General features: G+C 54.4%; 16 protein-coding genes. 13 read left to right on the top strand and 3 right to left on the bottom strand.

Going from position 1 to position 14,304, the window contains the following annotated elements:
* The first annotated feature begins 93 nt into the window (after window positions 1-93).
* Complete coding sequence (locus VK70_RS11415) at window positions 94-690, top strand: DUF2087 domain-containing protein (protein WP_025696662.1); 597 nt, start codon at window positions 94-96, stop codon at window positions 688-690.
* 120 nt (window positions 691-810) lie between these two features.
* A complete protein-coding gene (locus VK70_RS11410; protein ID WP_025696664.1) occupies window positions 811-1,266 on the top strand; it encodes a DUF3939 domain-containing protein in 456 nt (151 codons plus the stop codon).
* Window positions 1,267-1,338: 72 nt separating this feature from the next.
* Here VK70_RS11410 and VK70_RS11405 read toward each other — a convergent pair whose 3' ends face one another.
* Window positions 1,339-2,199, bottom strand: a complete 861-nt coding sequence (locus VK70_RS11405; protein ID WP_025696666.1) for a helix-turn-helix transcriptional regulator — start codon at window positions 2,197-2,199, stop codon at window positions 1,339-1,341.
* A 90-nt stretch (window positions 2,200-2,289) separates the two neighbouring features.
* On the opposite strand from VK70_RS11405, the gene VK70_RS11400 reads away from it, so the two are divergent.
* Entirely contained in the window at window positions 2,290-3,510 is a 1,221-nt protein-coding gene (locus VK70_RS11400; protein WP_025696668.1) for an MFS transporter, read from the top strand.
* 125 nt (window positions 3,511-3,635) lie between these two features.
* Window positions 3,636-4,307 (top strand): HAD family hydrolase, encoded by a 672-nt coding sequence (locus VK70_RS11395; RefSeq protein WP_025696671.1) that lies wholly within the window; start codon window positions 3,636-3,638, stop codon window positions 4,305-4,307.
* 121 nt (window positions 4,308-4,428) lie between these two features.
* Here the strand turns inward: VK70_RS11395 and VK70_RS27840 are convergent, their stop codons facing one another.
* Window positions 4,429-4,749, bottom strand: coding sequence for a hypothetical protein (locus VK70_RS27840; protein WP_158454065.1), 321 nt, complete (start codon window positions 4,747-4,749; stop codon window positions 4,429-4,431).
* A 73-nt stretch (window positions 4,750-4,822) separates the two neighbouring features.
* On the opposite strand from VK70_RS27840, the gene rsgA reads away from it, so the two are divergent.
* Both rsgA and VK70_RS29220 read left to right on the top strand, forming a co-directional pair.
* The gene (gene rsgA / locus VK70_RS11390) at window positions 4,823-5,914 is read left to right on the top strand and encodes a ribosome small subunit-dependent GTPase A (RefSeq protein WP_046723295.1); all 1,092 of its coding nucleotides are present in this window, start codon (window positions 4,823-4,825) and stop codon (window positions 5,912-5,914) included.
* 301 nt (window positions 5,915-6,215) lie between these two features.
* Window positions 6,216-6,350 (top strand): hypothetical protein, encoded by a 135-nt coding sequence (locus tag VK70_RS29220; RefSeq protein WP_267885654.1) that lies wholly within the window; start codon window positions 6,216-6,218, stop codon window positions 6,348-6,350.
* A gap of 83 nt (window positions 6,351-6,433) precedes the next feature.
* On the opposite strand, the gene VK70_RS11385 is transcribed toward VK70_RS29220, so the two are convergent.
* Window positions 6,434-6,673 (bottom strand): hypothetical protein, encoded by a 240-nt coding sequence (locus VK70_RS11385; RefSeq protein WP_025693922.1) that lies wholly within the window; start codon window positions 6,671-6,673, stop codon window positions 6,434-6,436.
* 161 nt (window positions 6,674-6,834) lie between these two features.
* On the opposite strand from VK70_RS11385, the gene VK70_RS11380 reads away from it, so the two are divergent.
* From VK70_RS11380 to VK70_RS11350, 7 genes are all read left to right on the top strand, one after another.
* Complete coding sequence (locus VK70_RS11380; protein WP_025693923.1) at window positions 6,835-7,494, top strand: hypothetical protein; 660 nt, start codon at window positions 6,835-6,837, stop codon at window positions 7,492-7,494.
* Window positions 7,495-7,836: 342 nt separating this feature from the next.
* Window positions 7,837-8,853 carry an ABC transporter substrate-binding protein gene (locus VK70_RS11375; protein WP_046723294.1) on the top strand — a complete coding sequence of 339 codons (1,017 nt, stop codon included), beginning with the start codon at window positions 7,837-7,839 and terminating at the stop codon, window positions 8,851-8,853.
* A gap of 49 nt (window positions 8,854-8,902) precedes the next feature.
* Window positions 8,903-9,703, top strand: a complete 801-nt coding sequence (locus VK70_RS11370) for an ABC transporter ATP-binding protein (protein WP_025695587.1) — start codon at window positions 8,903-8,905, stop codon at window positions 9,701-9,703.
* A 15-nt stretch (window positions 9,704-9,718) separates the two neighbouring features.
* Complete coding sequence (locus VK70_RS11365; RefSeq protein WP_046723292.1) at window positions 9,719-10,567, top strand: ABC transporter permease; 849 nt, start codon at window positions 9,719-9,721, stop codon at window positions 10,565-10,567.
* A 148-nt stretch (window positions 10,568-10,715) separates the two neighbouring features.
* Window positions 10,716-11,708, top strand: a complete 993-nt coding sequence (locus VK70_RS11360; RefSeq protein ID WP_025695589.1) for an aromatic acid exporter family protein — start codon at window positions 10,716-10,718, stop codon at window positions 11,706-11,708.
* A gap of 207 nt (window positions 11,709-11,915) precedes the next feature.
* Window positions 11,916-12,473, top strand: a complete 558-nt coding sequence (locus VK70_RS11355; RefSeq protein WP_025695590.1) for an outer spore coat protein CotE — start codon at window positions 11,916-11,918, stop codon at window positions 12,471-12,473.
* Window positions 12,474-12,708: 235 nt separating this feature from the next.
* Entirely contained in the window at window positions 12,709-14,088 is a 1,380-nt protein-coding gene (locus VK70_RS11350; protein ID WP_046723288.1) for a putative amidoligase domain-containing protein, read from the top strand.
* Window positions 14,089-14,304 lie beyond the last annotated feature (216 nt).

Below are 14,304 nucleotides of genomic sequence, written 5' to 3'. Positions count from 1 at the left end.
CGCCGACGAATTTTCCGTTTGCATTAACAGTATCGTCCACTATATAATTAGATATATATCTAATGTGTTTTTGTTAAGAGGAGAGTGTCTTTGATGCAACTGGACAAAATCGTAGGATATCACAAAGCCCTCGCCGATCCCACACGCCTTCGCATGCTCCTGCTCCTGTCGAATGGGGAAATGCATGGCCAGGCGCTGGCGGAGAAGCTGAACCTGTCGCAGCCGACGGTGACGCATCATGCGGCCAAGCTGCGCGCGGCAGCGCTCATTAAGGAACGCCGCGAGAAGAATACCGTCTATTTCACGCTGAATCCGGAATTTATCCGGAAGGGCGGGGAGGCGTCGCTGCAGTTTATTTTTGATAAAGGGGCGGATGAAATGGAAGAGGAGAGCAAGGAACAGAAGCTGAAGGAGTCGGTGCTCCGCAATTTCTTCGCCAAGGACGGCCGTTTGCGGCAAATTCCGGCGCAGTACAAGAAGAAGCTGATTGCCCTGCAGCATATTGTCGAACAGTTGAAGCCAGGCGTTGTCTACAGTGAAAAAGAAATCAACACTTTCATCAAGCAGTATCATGACGATTGCGCCACGATTCGCCGCGAGTTCATCATGCATCAGTTCATGTACAGGGAAAATGACAAATATGAATTGAATCCCCGGGAAATGTGGACGAAATGGGAATCTGTCAAATAAAGTTCTTATTAATCTTACATTTCTGTGACGGTTCAATTTTGAATTGATTAAAATTTGCAGAATCGAATAAAATGGAATTGTAAGCGCTATCTATGAAAAGCCAGAAAGGAGTCTTTCGATATGCTTTTTAAAAAGTTTAAGAAAGAAGCCGCCCCCCGCCAAGTTACCGTAACTCTACAACAAGTCAAACAGGCTGTGCGTCAATTCGAAAAGGATATGCCCGGCGATATCAATCGGACTGTGTTGATGCGGGAAGACAAAAGCATCGATTTGTCCCGGCTGGCCCGTTATTTGGGTGGAAGGTCCGAGCAGAAGTTCTATTTGTCGAGAGAAACGTTTGAGATCTTTGAAGAAAAGGATAAAGAGATTCCCTATTTTCTTGATATGGTGCAGTCGGCGGTTGACAATTATATCAGCGATACGGGCAAGCTGCCTCTGCTTGAAGAATCGGACCTTCCTGAAGTTCACTATCATTTGCTGGCAAGCCAGAGGTATTTGAAGGAAATGCCGCCTTTTCCGCTGTATATTACCGAAGAGGAATTAATGCTGACCCACCGTCCTGAGCATTTCGGGTAAGCGGTTCCGCGCGCTTTGTGTGAGCTTGAATGTTTAAGGAATTCAAGTCATCTTCTTGCAGGGCTTTGACGGTCATGTTAACCTTTGATCCTGCAGCCGCTCCAGCCGCTGTTTCGATTCCTTATCGCTTGCCAGATGAACGGTAATCGTCGCATTCGGCAGTTCCTCGGATTGAAAGGAAAGATAACTTAGGCGAATATCGCCGGCGACGGGATGGTGGATCAGCTTTTTGCCCTCCGGCGTTCCTGCAATCGTCTGTTCATTCCACCAGTTCGCAAATTTTTCGCTATGCGTATGCAATTTATTAATTAATTCCGTCCGTTCCGGATTCTCAGGCAGCTGGCTATGGGCCATTCTCAATTGGCTCACACGCAGTTTGGCATGTCCTTCCCAGTTGTCCAGCAGCTTTTGCATATACGGGTCCATGAACGCGCGCCAGATTGAATTGCGCTGCAGCTTGGACATTGCGGAGTAATCTCCGAATACCGACTGAGCGGCCCGATTCCAGGCGATAATATTCCACTCGTGGTCGGAAATATAAGCGGGATAAGGATTTTGCAAATCGAGAAACTGCTGCATCCCGGTGCTGACCTTAAAAGAATCGGGCGTTTCATCAGGCAGCCGCTGCGCCCCCAGTGTATACAAATATTCCCGTTCCTTTCGATTGAGCTGAAGCGCATTGCTTAATGCAAGTAATACCTCGGCGGAAGGGCGCACGGGCCTGCCCTGCTCCAAACGAACGTACCAATCATTGCTTAGACCGGCCAATTCCGCAACTTCCTCCCGCCGTAACCCCTCTACCCGCCGCCTGCTTCCAGGGGGCAGACCAACCTCCTCCGGGGTAAGCGAAGCGCGTTTTTTTCTTAAAAAAAGTCCCAGTTCCAGATGCTTGTCTTGAGTCACGACGGCGAAGCCAGCCCCTTTCTCTTGCATAGGATTCTTAATCCTAGGATCATGCGTCTCTTCATGCCTTACAGCGATGATTATACACTGTATCGTATTAAGAAGAGAGGATGATTCGTCATGGAATCCGCTGCTAAGCTTAAAGTTTTCCCCGTCACTCTGCAATGGCTGCTTACCGTAGTGTGCGCGCTGGCTGTTGCCAATCTGTATTATGATCAGGTTCTGCTATCGGATATCGCCAAGAGTTATCATGTGCCTCAAAATGCATCCGGCTTGCTGTTTACAATGATGCAGGTAGGCTACACGCTCGGCTTATTATTTATCGTTCCGCTTGGAGACCGGTTTGACAGACGCAAGCTGATTGTTGCCAGTCTGCTTTTGTCGGCTTTTTGGCTTGCCGTTATGACAATCGCGCCTTCGTTCAGCCTTCTGCTTGCTGCCGGTTTGGGTCTTGGACTCAGCACAGTTGCGGCGCAGCTCATTATCCCGTACGTTTCTTCCAACATGGATTCGGAAAAAAAGGGGATGGTCACAGGCAGACTGTTGACCGGCGTCTTTCTCGGTGTGCTCGTAGGCCGTGTTGCCGGCGGGTGGATCGGACAGATATTCGATTGGCGGACTGTGCACTGGCTTGCGGCAGGTATTTTATTGCTGTTTGCCGGTTATGTGTTCGTGAAACTGCCGGAGGATTCGGCCAAGAAGCAAGAATCTTACAGCAAAATTATGCGGTCGATGATTCCCCTGCTAAGGGAGGAGCCGGTATTAAGAGAGACGGTTTTTTTCGGCGCGGCCGCTTTTGCCGCCTTTAATGTCTTTTGGGTTCCCCTGTCATTTATTCTGGATGGCGCACCTTATCATTTCGGGAACGGGGTCGCCGGAACCTTCGGGGTCATCGGGATCGCCGGCGCCTTGGCGGCGGGCTTCGCGGGACGGCTGTCGGACGGCATTCATGCACGCGGATGGAATGTGGCTGCGCTGCTGACGATGATGTTCTCCTTTGCATTGTTAGGCATGGGCTGGTATCATCTGTCAGTGCTCGTAGCCGTTACTTTTGTGCTAGATGTAGGCTCCCGCATGAACATGACTTTGAACCAAGGACGCATCAGCCGCCTGAATCCAGGGCATCACAGCCGACTGAATTCGCTCTATATGGTCGGATATTATCTCGGAGGCTCCTTCGGGTCATGGTTCGGGACCGCGGCCTATCATTACGGGCAGGTAAGCGGAATGATTGCTGCCGGATGCTTGCTGCTGGTCTTCCCGGTTGTTTATTTTCTTGCAAGTTTGAGACATCGCCGGCGCGTCCCGTTACATGCCAATGATTCTCTTCGGAAAATATGAGAATGCTCCGGATTTCTCCTTTTTGCGAAACGGCCTTTTCATAGAGTAAAGCGCCATAGTACAATGATTCCTGACAGCCCGCTTACGGGCAAAGACGTATACAGAATAACAAGGGGAATCAGGGTATGGAAACGGTACAGGCTTTGCTGTTTGATCTGGATAATACGCTCATGGACAGGGATTACACCTTTCGAAGCTTTAGCACGCAGTTCGTCGCCCATTTTCTGGGCCATTTGGGCCCGGACCGGCAGCTGGAAATTGTGGAAGATATCATTATCAGGGACGCCGACGGGTATCGGGACAAGGACGGCTTCTTTCGAGAGCTGAGCGAGGTTCTGCCTTGGCGGGAAGCCGTATCGGCTGAAGATATCCGCGCTTTCTACGATTTGAATTATTCCAGACACGGCGCACTGATGAAGCATGCGGTGGAGTCGCTCGGCTATCTTCAGGAGCGGGGTTATGCGATGGGGCTGTTAACGAACGGAAAAAGCGAGATCCAGCACGCAAAAATCGATTTGCTCGGGCTGCGCGGCCATTTCAAGAGCATTGTCATTTCCGGTGAAGCCGGAATCAGCAAGCCGGACCCTGCCATCTACCGGCTGGCGCTGGACAGGCTGGGATACGATTCGCAAGAGACCGTGTTCATTGGGGATCATCCCGTGAACGATATATGGGGGGCGGGACGCGCCGGTATGAGGGGCGTTTGGCTGCGCCGCAACCATCCGTGGGACGACAAGCTGGATGTGCAGCCCTGGAAGACGATCGATGAGCTTCACGAGCTGCGGAGCATTTTATAGTTGGATGGATTTAGGGTTGACAGAGGGCTGTCTTCTTGTTTATGATTGCACCATAAATTACCGGAAGGAGAGGATGTATTATGACAGTTTATACGGCTTGGGTCTTGTCGGTTGTTACTGCTCAGGATACGTGTCTTCCGGGAACAGGCTGTGAGCGTGGAATAGACGCCGCAGCATAAGCGCGCATATTTCGTATGCCATTAGCGCCGCCGGGGACCGTATCGGTTCCGGCGGCTTTTTTGCGTATAGCGGCAGACTCCAGAAGTCTGTCCGCATATGCGCGCGCGCAAGCGACCAGGCGTCCAGAGGGCACCGCCGCAGCGCACGCCAGGTTAGGCAGGGCAAGCTGTCTCTGTTGCAAAGAGACTGCTTGCCTGTCACCGCCCGCCGGAACGTACTTGCTCCGGCGGGCTTTTTTGCGTCCAAAACGCACTATGTTCAAGGCATGCGGCGCGGTTCCCGGCAGAGAAATGAAGGAATCTGCAAGAAGAAAAATAAATGAGTGGAGGTATCGCATGACGATACGGCAATACGGATGGAATGAATATTGGATCAATCAATGGGGCGGCATGGCAGGGCAAGAAGCGGCCGGAGAGTCTCTTACTCCCGGGCGGGTTGTCGGGGATTTCGGAAGCAAGTACCGGATATTGACGGAAGATGGAGAACGTTGGGGAGAGCTATCGGGCAGGCTGCGGCACTCGCTGGAGGCTTCCGGCGATTACCCCGCGATCGGCGACTGGACCGCGGTCAAGATAGCGGAGGGCGGGCAGGTAATCATCCATGGCGTGCTTCCCCGCCGCAGCATGATATCTCGAAAGGCGGCTGGAACGCAGCCGAAAGAGCAAATTGTAGCCGCCAATGTGGACACCCTGTTTCTGGTCAGCGCGCTCAATGATGATTATAATCTCCGGCGGATGGAAAGATATCTCATTATGGCCTGGAATAGCGGCGCGTCACCGGTTATTCTGCTGACCAAAGCGGATTTATGCGATGATCCGGGAGCTAATATCGCAGAGATGGAAATGGCAGCCCCGGGAGTTCCCGTGCATGCGGTCAGCGCGCTTACGGACTCCGGACGCGATGCTTTGCTGCCTTATATCGGCGAAGGACGGACAATCGCCCTGACCGGGTCCTCGGGCTGCGGCAAGTCGACAATGGTCAACTGGCTCTGCGGCGCCGATCTTCAGCTGACCCAGGAAGTGAGGGAGGATGACAGCAGGGGAAGGCACACGACAACACGCCGTGAATTGTTTCTGCTGCCTGACGGCGGCGTGATCATCGACACTCCCGGAATGCGGGAGCTTCAGCTGTGGGAAGACGAAGGCGGGCTGGATCTCGCATTCGCCGATATTACGCAGCTCGCGGTGCGCTGCCGGTATGCGGACTGCCGGCATGAGCGGGAGGAGGGCTGTGCCGTTCTCGAGGCTGTAGACAGCGGCGAGCTTGAGGAGAAGCGGCTTCAGAGCTACCATAAAACTCAGCGGGAGCTTGTATATCAAGCCGCCAAGGAGGCCAAATCCAAACGGAAAGGCGGAGCTGGCTCCGGGCAGAAGGCGGCGTCCTCACGCTCCAGGAAATACGGCTGGCGGCGGGATCTGGAGGATTAAGGTCAATTTGTTTGGTACATTTAGGGGATAAAACGATGGATAAAAAAATATGTCGCATTATGTTCAAATTTTTTTGTGGAACGTATTTTAAAGTCTGGAGTTTGTCTCCCTCTACATATTTGAAGGGGAGCATTGTTTTAGCCGGGTGTTCATCAATATATAGGACATAGGCTGGATGCGCCGGTTATTTTTATACAAAAAATGGAATTTCCAAAGGGGTTAGACACGCGAAACAGCCCGTTTGAAAAGTAAATAGCCGGGTTATATAGGGGATACAAGGCGAAATAAAGGAGCGATTGACATGTCCATTGACCGTTTTATCATAAAAAAATTGGACAACTGTCACGAGCAGACGAGAATCAATTTGGTCAAGCTGTTTCAGCTTCGAATTCAAAAGGCGGAAAAGGCGGAGTACGACGGCAAGAAGACCGGATGATTCAGCTAAAAAGCCCAAAATAAAAGCATCTTCCTATCGGGAGATGCTCTTTTGCTGACGCGGAGGAGTGCCCTCCGCCAGCATTAATAGAGAGATAGTGCCAGAGTATCGTTCTCGCTGAAACTGTGCAAAATGGCCTCAGAGCCTTTAATTTCGATACTAATCAAAGTGCTTAGACATTTTTTGAGGGCATTTTTGCCTTTATTGATTTTGTGCTCCAGCGTGCTTGTCAGAATTCTGAGCACTTTTTGAGTCGGCTGCTTATTTTCCGTTGTAAAATACACGGGTACGAGCTTGTTCTGGAATGTAATCATCATTTTCATTAGAAATCACCTCGTTACAGTTATTTCATAATATGAATACTACCCGTTATTTCTTAATTTTACCTTAAAATTAGCTTATGATAACATAAAGATTGCTAGATATTCCCCGGAAACGAGAGGTTTAACGTCCCGAGTCCGGCAACCGGAAGGAAACGATTACAGTGAAAGTTGATGAGTCGAAGCAATTATCCCGCTTTCTAATGCCGGAAGACTTGGAGCAGCATCTAGAACAAGAACTGCTGGAGCTGCCGGAAGATACGGATCGGATCTGCCGTCTGCATTATACAAGCGGGGATACGGAGAATGATCTGCTCATATATGTACATATGGATAAAATAGTCGCTGTATGCCCGGAAACATCGAAGTCATTCAGTTATGATCTGAAGGATTGCGAAGGCAAGAAGGGGATGTGCGCCTTTTTTCTAGAAGGCATTTCACTCCCCGAACAAATCAGCGGAGAGAGCCCTGCCCTTCTGATGTCGAGAGATGAATATGATGAAATCAGGAGAATGTCGGACTCCTGCTCCTTGCAAGAACTGCGCTGGTATATTGAACTTGCTACGGGCGATTCCCGGCTGTCCGCTAGATTCGCGAAAAGCGTAAAATGCCGGCACACGGCAGGAGAACTGCGCATTTGCTCCAGAAGCAGCCAAGGCTGGTCCTTGCAGTACGCCTCCTTTTTCGCCGACCATTCCTGCGGATGGCTGCTGCGCATGAGCTGCGGAGATGAGGATTGGCTGTCGGCGACACCCGTCGGCAAGAAGCAATTCTGCGCTGCCTTTCTGGAGTGGCTCCTGCACTTAAAGCCGATTGCTCCGTAGAATCACCAGTCTCTTCCGCATGACGGCAATATTGCTTTCCCTCCTCCTTCTTACCACGTTTTCCTCGAAACGAGTTTCTTTCTGTTCGTCCCCCCCTTCTCCTTATAAAAAAGGTTCGCCATGGTATCCCGTTAGGGATTGCCATGGATGTCCCGCTTCCGGCTGATCTAATGCCCGCAATTGCATTATTTCGCGAATCTTATCCTTTTCCGCTGGCCTCTTTAACCAAACCCTAGGCATCCGCATATATTTTAATAATCCCGCTGGGCGGGGCATTAGCTTCGAAGCGGTTCAGGTTAGGAAGGGCAGGACCCTTGGGGAGAAAGGAGAGATTCATAAGTGATGAGCAGAACAACAAGACTGGCGGCGCTGCTGCTGGTGTTCGGCCTTTCCGTCTCGCTGCTTGCCGGCTGCGGCGGCAAATCGGAGACAGTCAAGGTAAGGGTGGGCGAAGTGACCCGCTCCGTCTTTTACGCTCCGGAATATGTGGCGCTGTCGCTGGGATTATTCAAGCAGGAGGGGCTGGATGTCGAGCTTCAGACCATTCCGGGCGGAGACAAGACGATGACGGCGCTACTTTCGGGAGCGATTGACGTTGCGCTGGTCGGCTCCGAAACGTCGATCTACGTATACCAGCAGGGGTCGGATGATCCGGTGATCAATTTTGCCCAGTTGACGCAAAGGGACGGCACCTTCCTGTTCGCCCGCAAAGACCATCCGAATTTCAATTGGAGCGAACTCAAAGGTTCGACATTTCTCGGACAAAGAAAAGGCGGCATGCCGCAGATGGCCGGAGCGTTCACGCTTAAGAAAAAGGGGATTGATACGGCTGCCGATCTTAAGCTGATCCAAAATATTGAGTTTGCGAATATCGCCAGCGCGTTTGCTTCGGGAACCGGGGACTACGTGCAGCTGTTCGAGCCGCAGGCTTCGATCTTTGAACGCGAAGGGCGGGGCAAGGTTATCGCTTCCTTCGGGGTTGAGAGCGGTTATCTGCCGTACACGGTGTTTATGTCCAAGAAGAGCTATATCGGAAAAAACAGCGACACCGTGCAAAAATTCACCAATGCGCTGCAAAAAGCCCAGCTGTGGGTGAAAAAGCACAGTCCCGGAGAAATCGCCGATACGATATCGCCTTACTTCCAGAATACGGACCGCGATATCGTTGTTTCGGCGATCAAGCGCTATAAGGATCAGGATACTTACGCACAGAATCCGGTCATCGATGACAAGGAATGGAATAACTTGCTTGATGTGATGGACAATGCGGGAGAGCTGAAAGAGCGGGTTCCGGCAGGGAAGATCGTTAATAACACATTCGCTGAAAAGGCGCAGTCTGCGGCCCAGAGCAACAAGTAAGCCCGCTCTTCGCCATTTCGGGAGGCCAGGCGTAAAGGAGGGATTATGCATGCCGCCGGTTGTGGAATTAAAGTCGGTTACGCACGCTTACCTGGGCGAAAGGGAAGCTTCCCTTGCGGTTGAGGATCTGAATCTTGAGATAGAACAAGGCGAGTTCGTCAGCCTGGTCGGACCGAGCGGCTGCGGGAAAACGACGCTGCTGTCGATTATAGCCGGACTGCTGCAGCCCTCGCGCGGCGAAGTGCTTGTGAACGGACGCGCCGTGAGCGGCCCTTCTCCGGAGGTTGGCTATATGCTGCAGCAGGACTATCTGTTTCCATGGCGCAGCATTCTGGACAATGCGCTTCTGGGTCTGGAGCTGACCGGACGTCTGGACGAAGCGGGACGGCGGAAGACGGCCGAGCTCCTTGCGGATATGGGGCTGAAAGGGACGGAGCATTCTTATCCGAGCCAGCTCTCGGGCGGAATGCGTCAGCGGGTCGCGCTCGTGCGGACGCTGGCGACCGATCCGGGCCTGCTCTTGCTGGATGAACCGTTCTCGGCCCTGGATTATCAGATCAAACTCCAGTTGGAGGATTTGGTGTCGGAGACGCTGCGGCAGCGCGAAAAGACGGCGGTCCTGGTTACCCATGACTTGTCGGAAGCAATTGCGGTCAGCACCCGGGTCATTCTCCTGTCGCGGAATCCGGGCAGAATCCGCCGCGTGTTCGCTATTCCGGCGCAAATCGCGGATACGCCGCCCTTGTATGCCCGTGATCAACCGGGATTCGCCGAGCTGTTCCATGAGTTATGGAAGGAAATGGAGCTTGCGGGGACCGCTGCTGACGGGGCAAGGAAGACGGAAGGCTAGAGATTAAAGGAGGGAATGCTTGTGAAGGCGACGGGAGCGGAACATACAGGGATCGCGGCTTCCCGTTCGGAATGGCTGCGTAGCCGCCATGATGAGTTCAAGCGGGCGAATCGGCTACGGAAAAGGGCCGTACTCGCCGTCCAGGGTATATTTCTCTTGCTGTTGTTCGCGCTGTGGGAGACAGCAGCCAGATTGGGCTGGGTCGACCGGCTGCTGTTCAGCAGTCCGTCCAAAGTGTTTTGGCAAATCTATGCCAATATGGTTGACGGCAGTCTGTGGCATCATTTGGGGGTCACCGTAGGGGAGACCGCTGTCGGGTTTGTGCTTGGCACGCTTCTCGGCACGCTGCTGGCCGTTGCGATCTGGTGGTCCCCCTTTTTGTCCGCTGTGCTTGATCCTTATATGGTTGTGTTCAACAGTATGCCGAAGGTGGCGCTCGGCCCGATCTTTATTGTCATGTTCGGCGCCGGCTTCACCGCTATCGTGGTAACGACGCTGTCCATTACGATTATTGTCACGACGCTGGTCGTATACAACAGCTTTTGCGGGGTAGACCCCAATCTGGTAAAGGTTGCAAGGTCGTTCGGAGCGAACCGGACGCAAGTTTTTTTCAAGGTCATCCTGCCGTCCTCGTTCCCGGCCATCGTCTCTACGCTCAAGGTGAATGTCGGCATGTCGTGGGTGGGTGTCATCGTCGGCGAGTTTCTTGTCGCGAAATCGGGACTCGGTTATCTCATTATATACGGGTTTCAGGTCTTCAATTTCACGCTCGTAATGTCCAGCCTGATCATTATCGCCTTTGTCGCCACCGCCATGTATCAGCTGGTCGTGTACATGGAGAAGGCGCTTCTGTCCCGGCGGTGACGCGCCCTTGAAAGTATTGTGCGTTTACAGAAAATCAAGTACCATGAAATTTATCAGCAGACTTAAGCGTTCGAGCCAGGTGCGTCTCAGCGGCGCTAACGCCTGAGCTTCGGAGCAGGTTTTGCATCAAATAAAGCGGGGTAATTTCATGGGGTTTCGCGTTGTGAAGACAGCGGCGGCGACGCTGCTGTCTGTTTTGCTGGCTGCGGCGGTAGGCATTCCGAATGCTCAGGGCGCCGGGCTGCTGGCCATTCTGGGGGTAGAGGTCACCCGGAAAAGAAGCGTAAAGACGATCACGGCGCGCTTTTTCGCCTCACTGGTCGGTCTATTGGTTGGCTGGGTCCTGTTTTGGCGGCTCGGCTTTCATTACTGGGTGCTGGGGCTCTTCGTTCTATGCAGCTTCCCGCTGATCGTCCGCGCAGGCTTTAGGGAAGGGATTGTCACTAGCTCGGTTATCGTATTCCGTGTGTTCGGAGAGGCCCATCTAAGCCTGGAAGTACTGATCCAGCAGGTGGAATTACTTGCGATCGGACTCGGGTCTGCCGGATTGGTCAACCTGATCTACATGCCAAAAAGCGGTCAAATGATGTATGGGATACGCCGAGAGGTGGACGGGCTTTTCTCCATTATTTTCAAGCAAGTTTCCAACACGCTGCATGATCCGCAGTACGTATGGGACGGCAAGGAGCTGATCCAGGCGGGCAGCGCGGTTCAGCGCGGCCTGACGGCCGCGGCAATGGAGATGGAGAACAGCGTCATTCATCCGGACGAAGCGTGGAACGTCTATTTTTACATGCGCAAGGAGCAGCTGGAATCGATTCAAAATATGATTCAGCTTCTCTCCCAGGTGTACGAGCATGTGCCGCATGGTGAAATGGTCGCCGAACTGTTCGAGCAATTGAGCAAGGACGTGCTGGATGAAGGGTACACGGGAAGAACGGAGAAGCTGCTGAACTCGCTGGAGCAGGAGTTTCGGGGAATGAAGCTGCCGTCGACGCGTGCGGAATTCGAGGTCCGCTCGGCCATTCTCCAGCTCTGCCGGGAGCTGGCGCTGTATCTGAAGATTGCCAAGCAGTACAAAGCGCCAATCGCCCTAGGGCAGCAGATGCCTCGGCAAGCCTCGACAGCCGGAAGAAGATAGCAATCTGAAAAAACGAAAGAGACGGCTTTGCTTTCCCGCATGGGAGGCAGCCGTCTCTCTTTTTCGTCTAAAACATGAGAAAAACGCCGAAAACGGGAGTATACGCTCGTTTATCAAAATCATCAACTTATCCAAAAATAGTTGTCACCCTGGGCCAATGCCCTGCATACACTTGATAGTGAATGATTGTATGGAGGAGGTTCAAAGATGTCATTAGGCCATAAACGCCAAACAAGGGAGATCATTACGAAGGCAATTTGCGGCAAGGGTCGTAAGTTCTCCACCGTAACCCATACCGTGACTCCGCCACATCATCCGACTAGTATTTTGGGGGCTTGGATCATCAACCACCAATACGAAGCGGTTGCCGCCGGAAACGGAATTGAGGTAATCGGTACTTACGATATCAACATCTGGTACTCGTACGACAAGAATAAGCAGACCGAGGTGGCGAAAGAAACGGTTTCCTATGTGGAGCCGATCTCGCTCTCGTACCTCGACCCGAAGCACCGGGCTTCCACCATAGAGGTTTCCGCGGAGGCGACGCAGGAGCCGAACTGTGTGGAAGCGGGTGTATCTTCGGGCGGGGGCAGCGTAACGATCCGGGTCGAACGCGAATTCGAGGCCGAGCTGGTGGCTGAAACCAAGCTCCGCGTGTATGTCAGCGACCAGGAGGGCGACCCCGAAGACAAGGATTACGACTTCGAAACCGAGGGCTTCGATTACGAAGACCTCGATCCCGACTCGCTGGATGATGAACTGTAAGGACGGTACGCCGCCGTCAGGGTATAAAGGTGGCTTCACCGGACCGCGAGAACGGCGGGCCACAACCAAAAGCGGATATGTTCCATTATATGTACCGGGGGCGGCGGCGTAGAGGGCGGATGCCCTCCTTTTTTTGCTTTTTTTTAGGCAGGTAGAGGAGGCGCCTTCCGTATGGTCTGCCGCAGCCCGCCGGAAAGTGATGGATATGAACCTTGCGCTTCGGGAGGGCTTAACTATGAAGGACGGGTCCGAGATATATCATGCTTTGACGCCCGAAGGCAGAGAGCGGCGGCTTCGGCGCAGCGGGATTTCAGCTTCCCTTGTCATCGGAGGCGGAACCCGGTCGCCCGAAGCCGGCAGCCAGTCTGCGGAGACAGGCGGCAGGGATCGGGGCTTCGGCAGGGCGGGGGCTTCTGCGAAGGAGCATTACCGCCAGCGCTACCGGGTCAAGGTCTACAATCTGACCCCGCTGGAAATCACGCCTTTGGGCGCGGGGCTGGGAATGAAGCCCGCGGCGGCGGCGCTTACGGCCCGGCCGCGCCGGCGCTCCTCTGCAGGCCGCGTGCGTGCAGAAGACCCGGCTGGATACGCCGCGCTTCCCTTTCTAGAGCGCGGAAGCCTGCCGAAGCGGCTGGGCAGCCTTGCGGCCAAAACGCTGTACTGTCTGGGGCTTGACAGCGGAGAAGTGCTGCTTGCGGCCCAGGGAGAGCGGCGGTATACGGTAGAGGGCATCACACCGCTGGCGCTTTCTGCCGGCGGCGTGATGCCCGAGCCTTACCGCTCGGCGGCTGCCGCGCTGCAGCGGGCACTACAGAGGGAACGGCCCGGGCGGCCTGACCTCGTCATGGGCATGGACCCGGAGTTCCTCCTGCTCCGGGAGTCCACCGGCCGCGTCGTGCCCGCGTCGCGGTACCTGCCTACGGACGGCGTCGCCGGCTGCGACGCCGGACCGCCGGGAACGCGCGGCGCGTTCCCGGTGGCGGAGCTGCGCCCCCGGCCGCGCGGGGAGCCGCGCGCGCTGCTGGCGCAGCTGAGGTCCGCCGCGATGGAGGCGGACCGGCTCATTGCCGACCGCAGCATAAGCTGGCGGGCGGGCGGCATGCCGCTGAGGGGCTGGGCCCTCGGCGGGCATTTGCACTTCAGCGGCGTCACGCTGACGGCGCCGCTGCTGCGCGCGCTCGACAACTATCTCGCGCTGCCCATCGCACTGCTGGAGGACGCCCGGGCCGGAGGCCGGCGCCCCCGCTACGGCGTGCTCGGCGATTTCCGGCTCCAGCCGCATGGCGGCTTCGAGTACCGGACCCTGCCGAGCTTCCTCGTATCCCCGGTCGTCGCCCGGGGCGCGGTCACGCTGGCTCACCTAATCGTGAGCCATTACGAGGAACTGCCGCTGCGCCCGCTTGACCGCGAGGACCTTCACGCTGCGTATTACAGCGGCGACAAGCCGCCGCTGCGCGCCGCGTTCGCGCCGCTGACGGCGCAGCTCCGGGCACTGGCCGGCTACGCTGCGGCGGCGGATGCCGTCGAGCCGCTGCTGCGCCACATCGACGCCGGCCGAAGCTGGGACGAAACCCGCAATGTCCGCAGGTTATGGTGCGGAGAACAAGCGCCCTGAGAAGGCGCTTGTTCGTATGATTAGGGACAGCCGGAAACTTCCGGTTGGCCTTTTTACATGGGTGTTTTAAGATGGCGGCAGCTGGGAGATCGAGGGCTTTTTTTGTTGGGGAAGATACCCCGTCATAGAAGTTGTTCTCCCACTGCTTCCAATAACCATGTTTCTATGCCATTAAGCGGCTGTGGAGTCCGGATATGCGGTGTATCAACCTCTAGG

The sequence above is a fragment of the Paenibacillus durus ATCC 35681 genome (genome assembly GCF_000993825.1).
Lineage (GTDB): Bacteria > Bacillota > Bacilli > Paenibacillales > Paenibacillaceae > Paenibacillus_AQ > Paenibacillus_AQ durus_B.
The sequence above is the reverse complement of the archived record's forward strand: the minus strand, read 5'-3'. Positions and strand labels throughout refer to the sequence as shown.

What these genes read in the sequence shown, in the direction of transcription:
- VK70_RS11415 (WP_025696662.1), top strand. Translation starts at nt 94, where the DNA reads ATGCAACTGGACAAAATCGTAGGATATCACAAAGCCCTCGCCGATCCC.
- VK70_RS11375 (WP_046723294.1), top strand. Translation starts at nt 7,837, where the DNA reads ATGAGCAGAACAACAAGACTGGCGGCGCTGCTGCTGGTGTTCGGCCTT.
- VK70_RS11370 (WP_025695587.1), top strand. Translation starts at nt 8,903, where the DNA reads ATGCCGCCGGTTGTGGAATTAAAGTCGGTTACGCACGCTTACCTGGGC.
- VK70_RS11410 (WP_025696664.1), top strand. Translation starts at nt 811, where the DNA reads ATGCTTTTTAAAAAGTTTAAGAAAGAAGCCGCCCCCCGCCAAGTTACC.
- VK70_RS11365 (WP_046723292.1), top strand. Translation starts at nt 9,719, where the DNA reads ATGCTTGTGAAGGCGACGGGAGCGGAACATACAGGGATCGCGGCTTCC.
- VK70_RS29220 (WP_267885654.1), top strand. Translation starts at nt 6,216, where the DNA reads ATGTCCATTGACCGTTTTATCATAAAAAAATTGGACAACTGTCACGAG.
- VK70_RS11400 (WP_025696668.1), top strand. Translation starts at nt 2,290, where the DNA reads ATGGAATCCGCTGCTAAGCTTAAAGTTTTCCCCGTCACTCTGCAATGG.
- VK70_RS11405 (WP_025696666.1), bottom strand. Translation starts at nt 2,199, where the DNA reads ATGCAAGAGAAAGGGGCTGGCTTCGCCGTCGTGACTCAAGACAAGCAT.
- VK70_RS11395 (WP_025696671.1), top strand. Translation starts at nt 3,636, where the DNA reads ATGGAAACGGTACAGGCTTTGCTGTTTGATCTGGATAATACGCTCATG.
- VK70_RS11355 (WP_025695590.1), top strand. Translation starts at nt 11,916, where the DNA reads ATGTCATTAGGCCATAAACGCCAAACAAGGGAGATCATTACGAAGGCA.
- VK70_RS11385 (WP_025693922.1), bottom strand. Translation starts at nt 6,673, where the DNA reads ATGAAAATGATGATTACATTCCAGAACAAGCTCGTACCCGTGTATTTT.
- rsgA (WP_046723295.1), top strand. Translation starts at nt 4,823, where the DNA reads ATGACGATACGGCAATACGGATGGAATGAATATTGGATCAATCAATGG.
- VK70_RS11350 (WP_046723288.1), top strand. Translation starts at nt 12,709, where the DNA reads ATGAAGGACGGGTCCGAGATATATCATGCTTTGACGCCCGAAGGCAGA.
- VK70_RS11360 (WP_025695589.1), top strand. Translation starts at nt 10,716, where the DNA reads ATGGGGTTTCGCGTTGTGAAGACAGCGGCGGCGACGCTGCTGTCTGTT.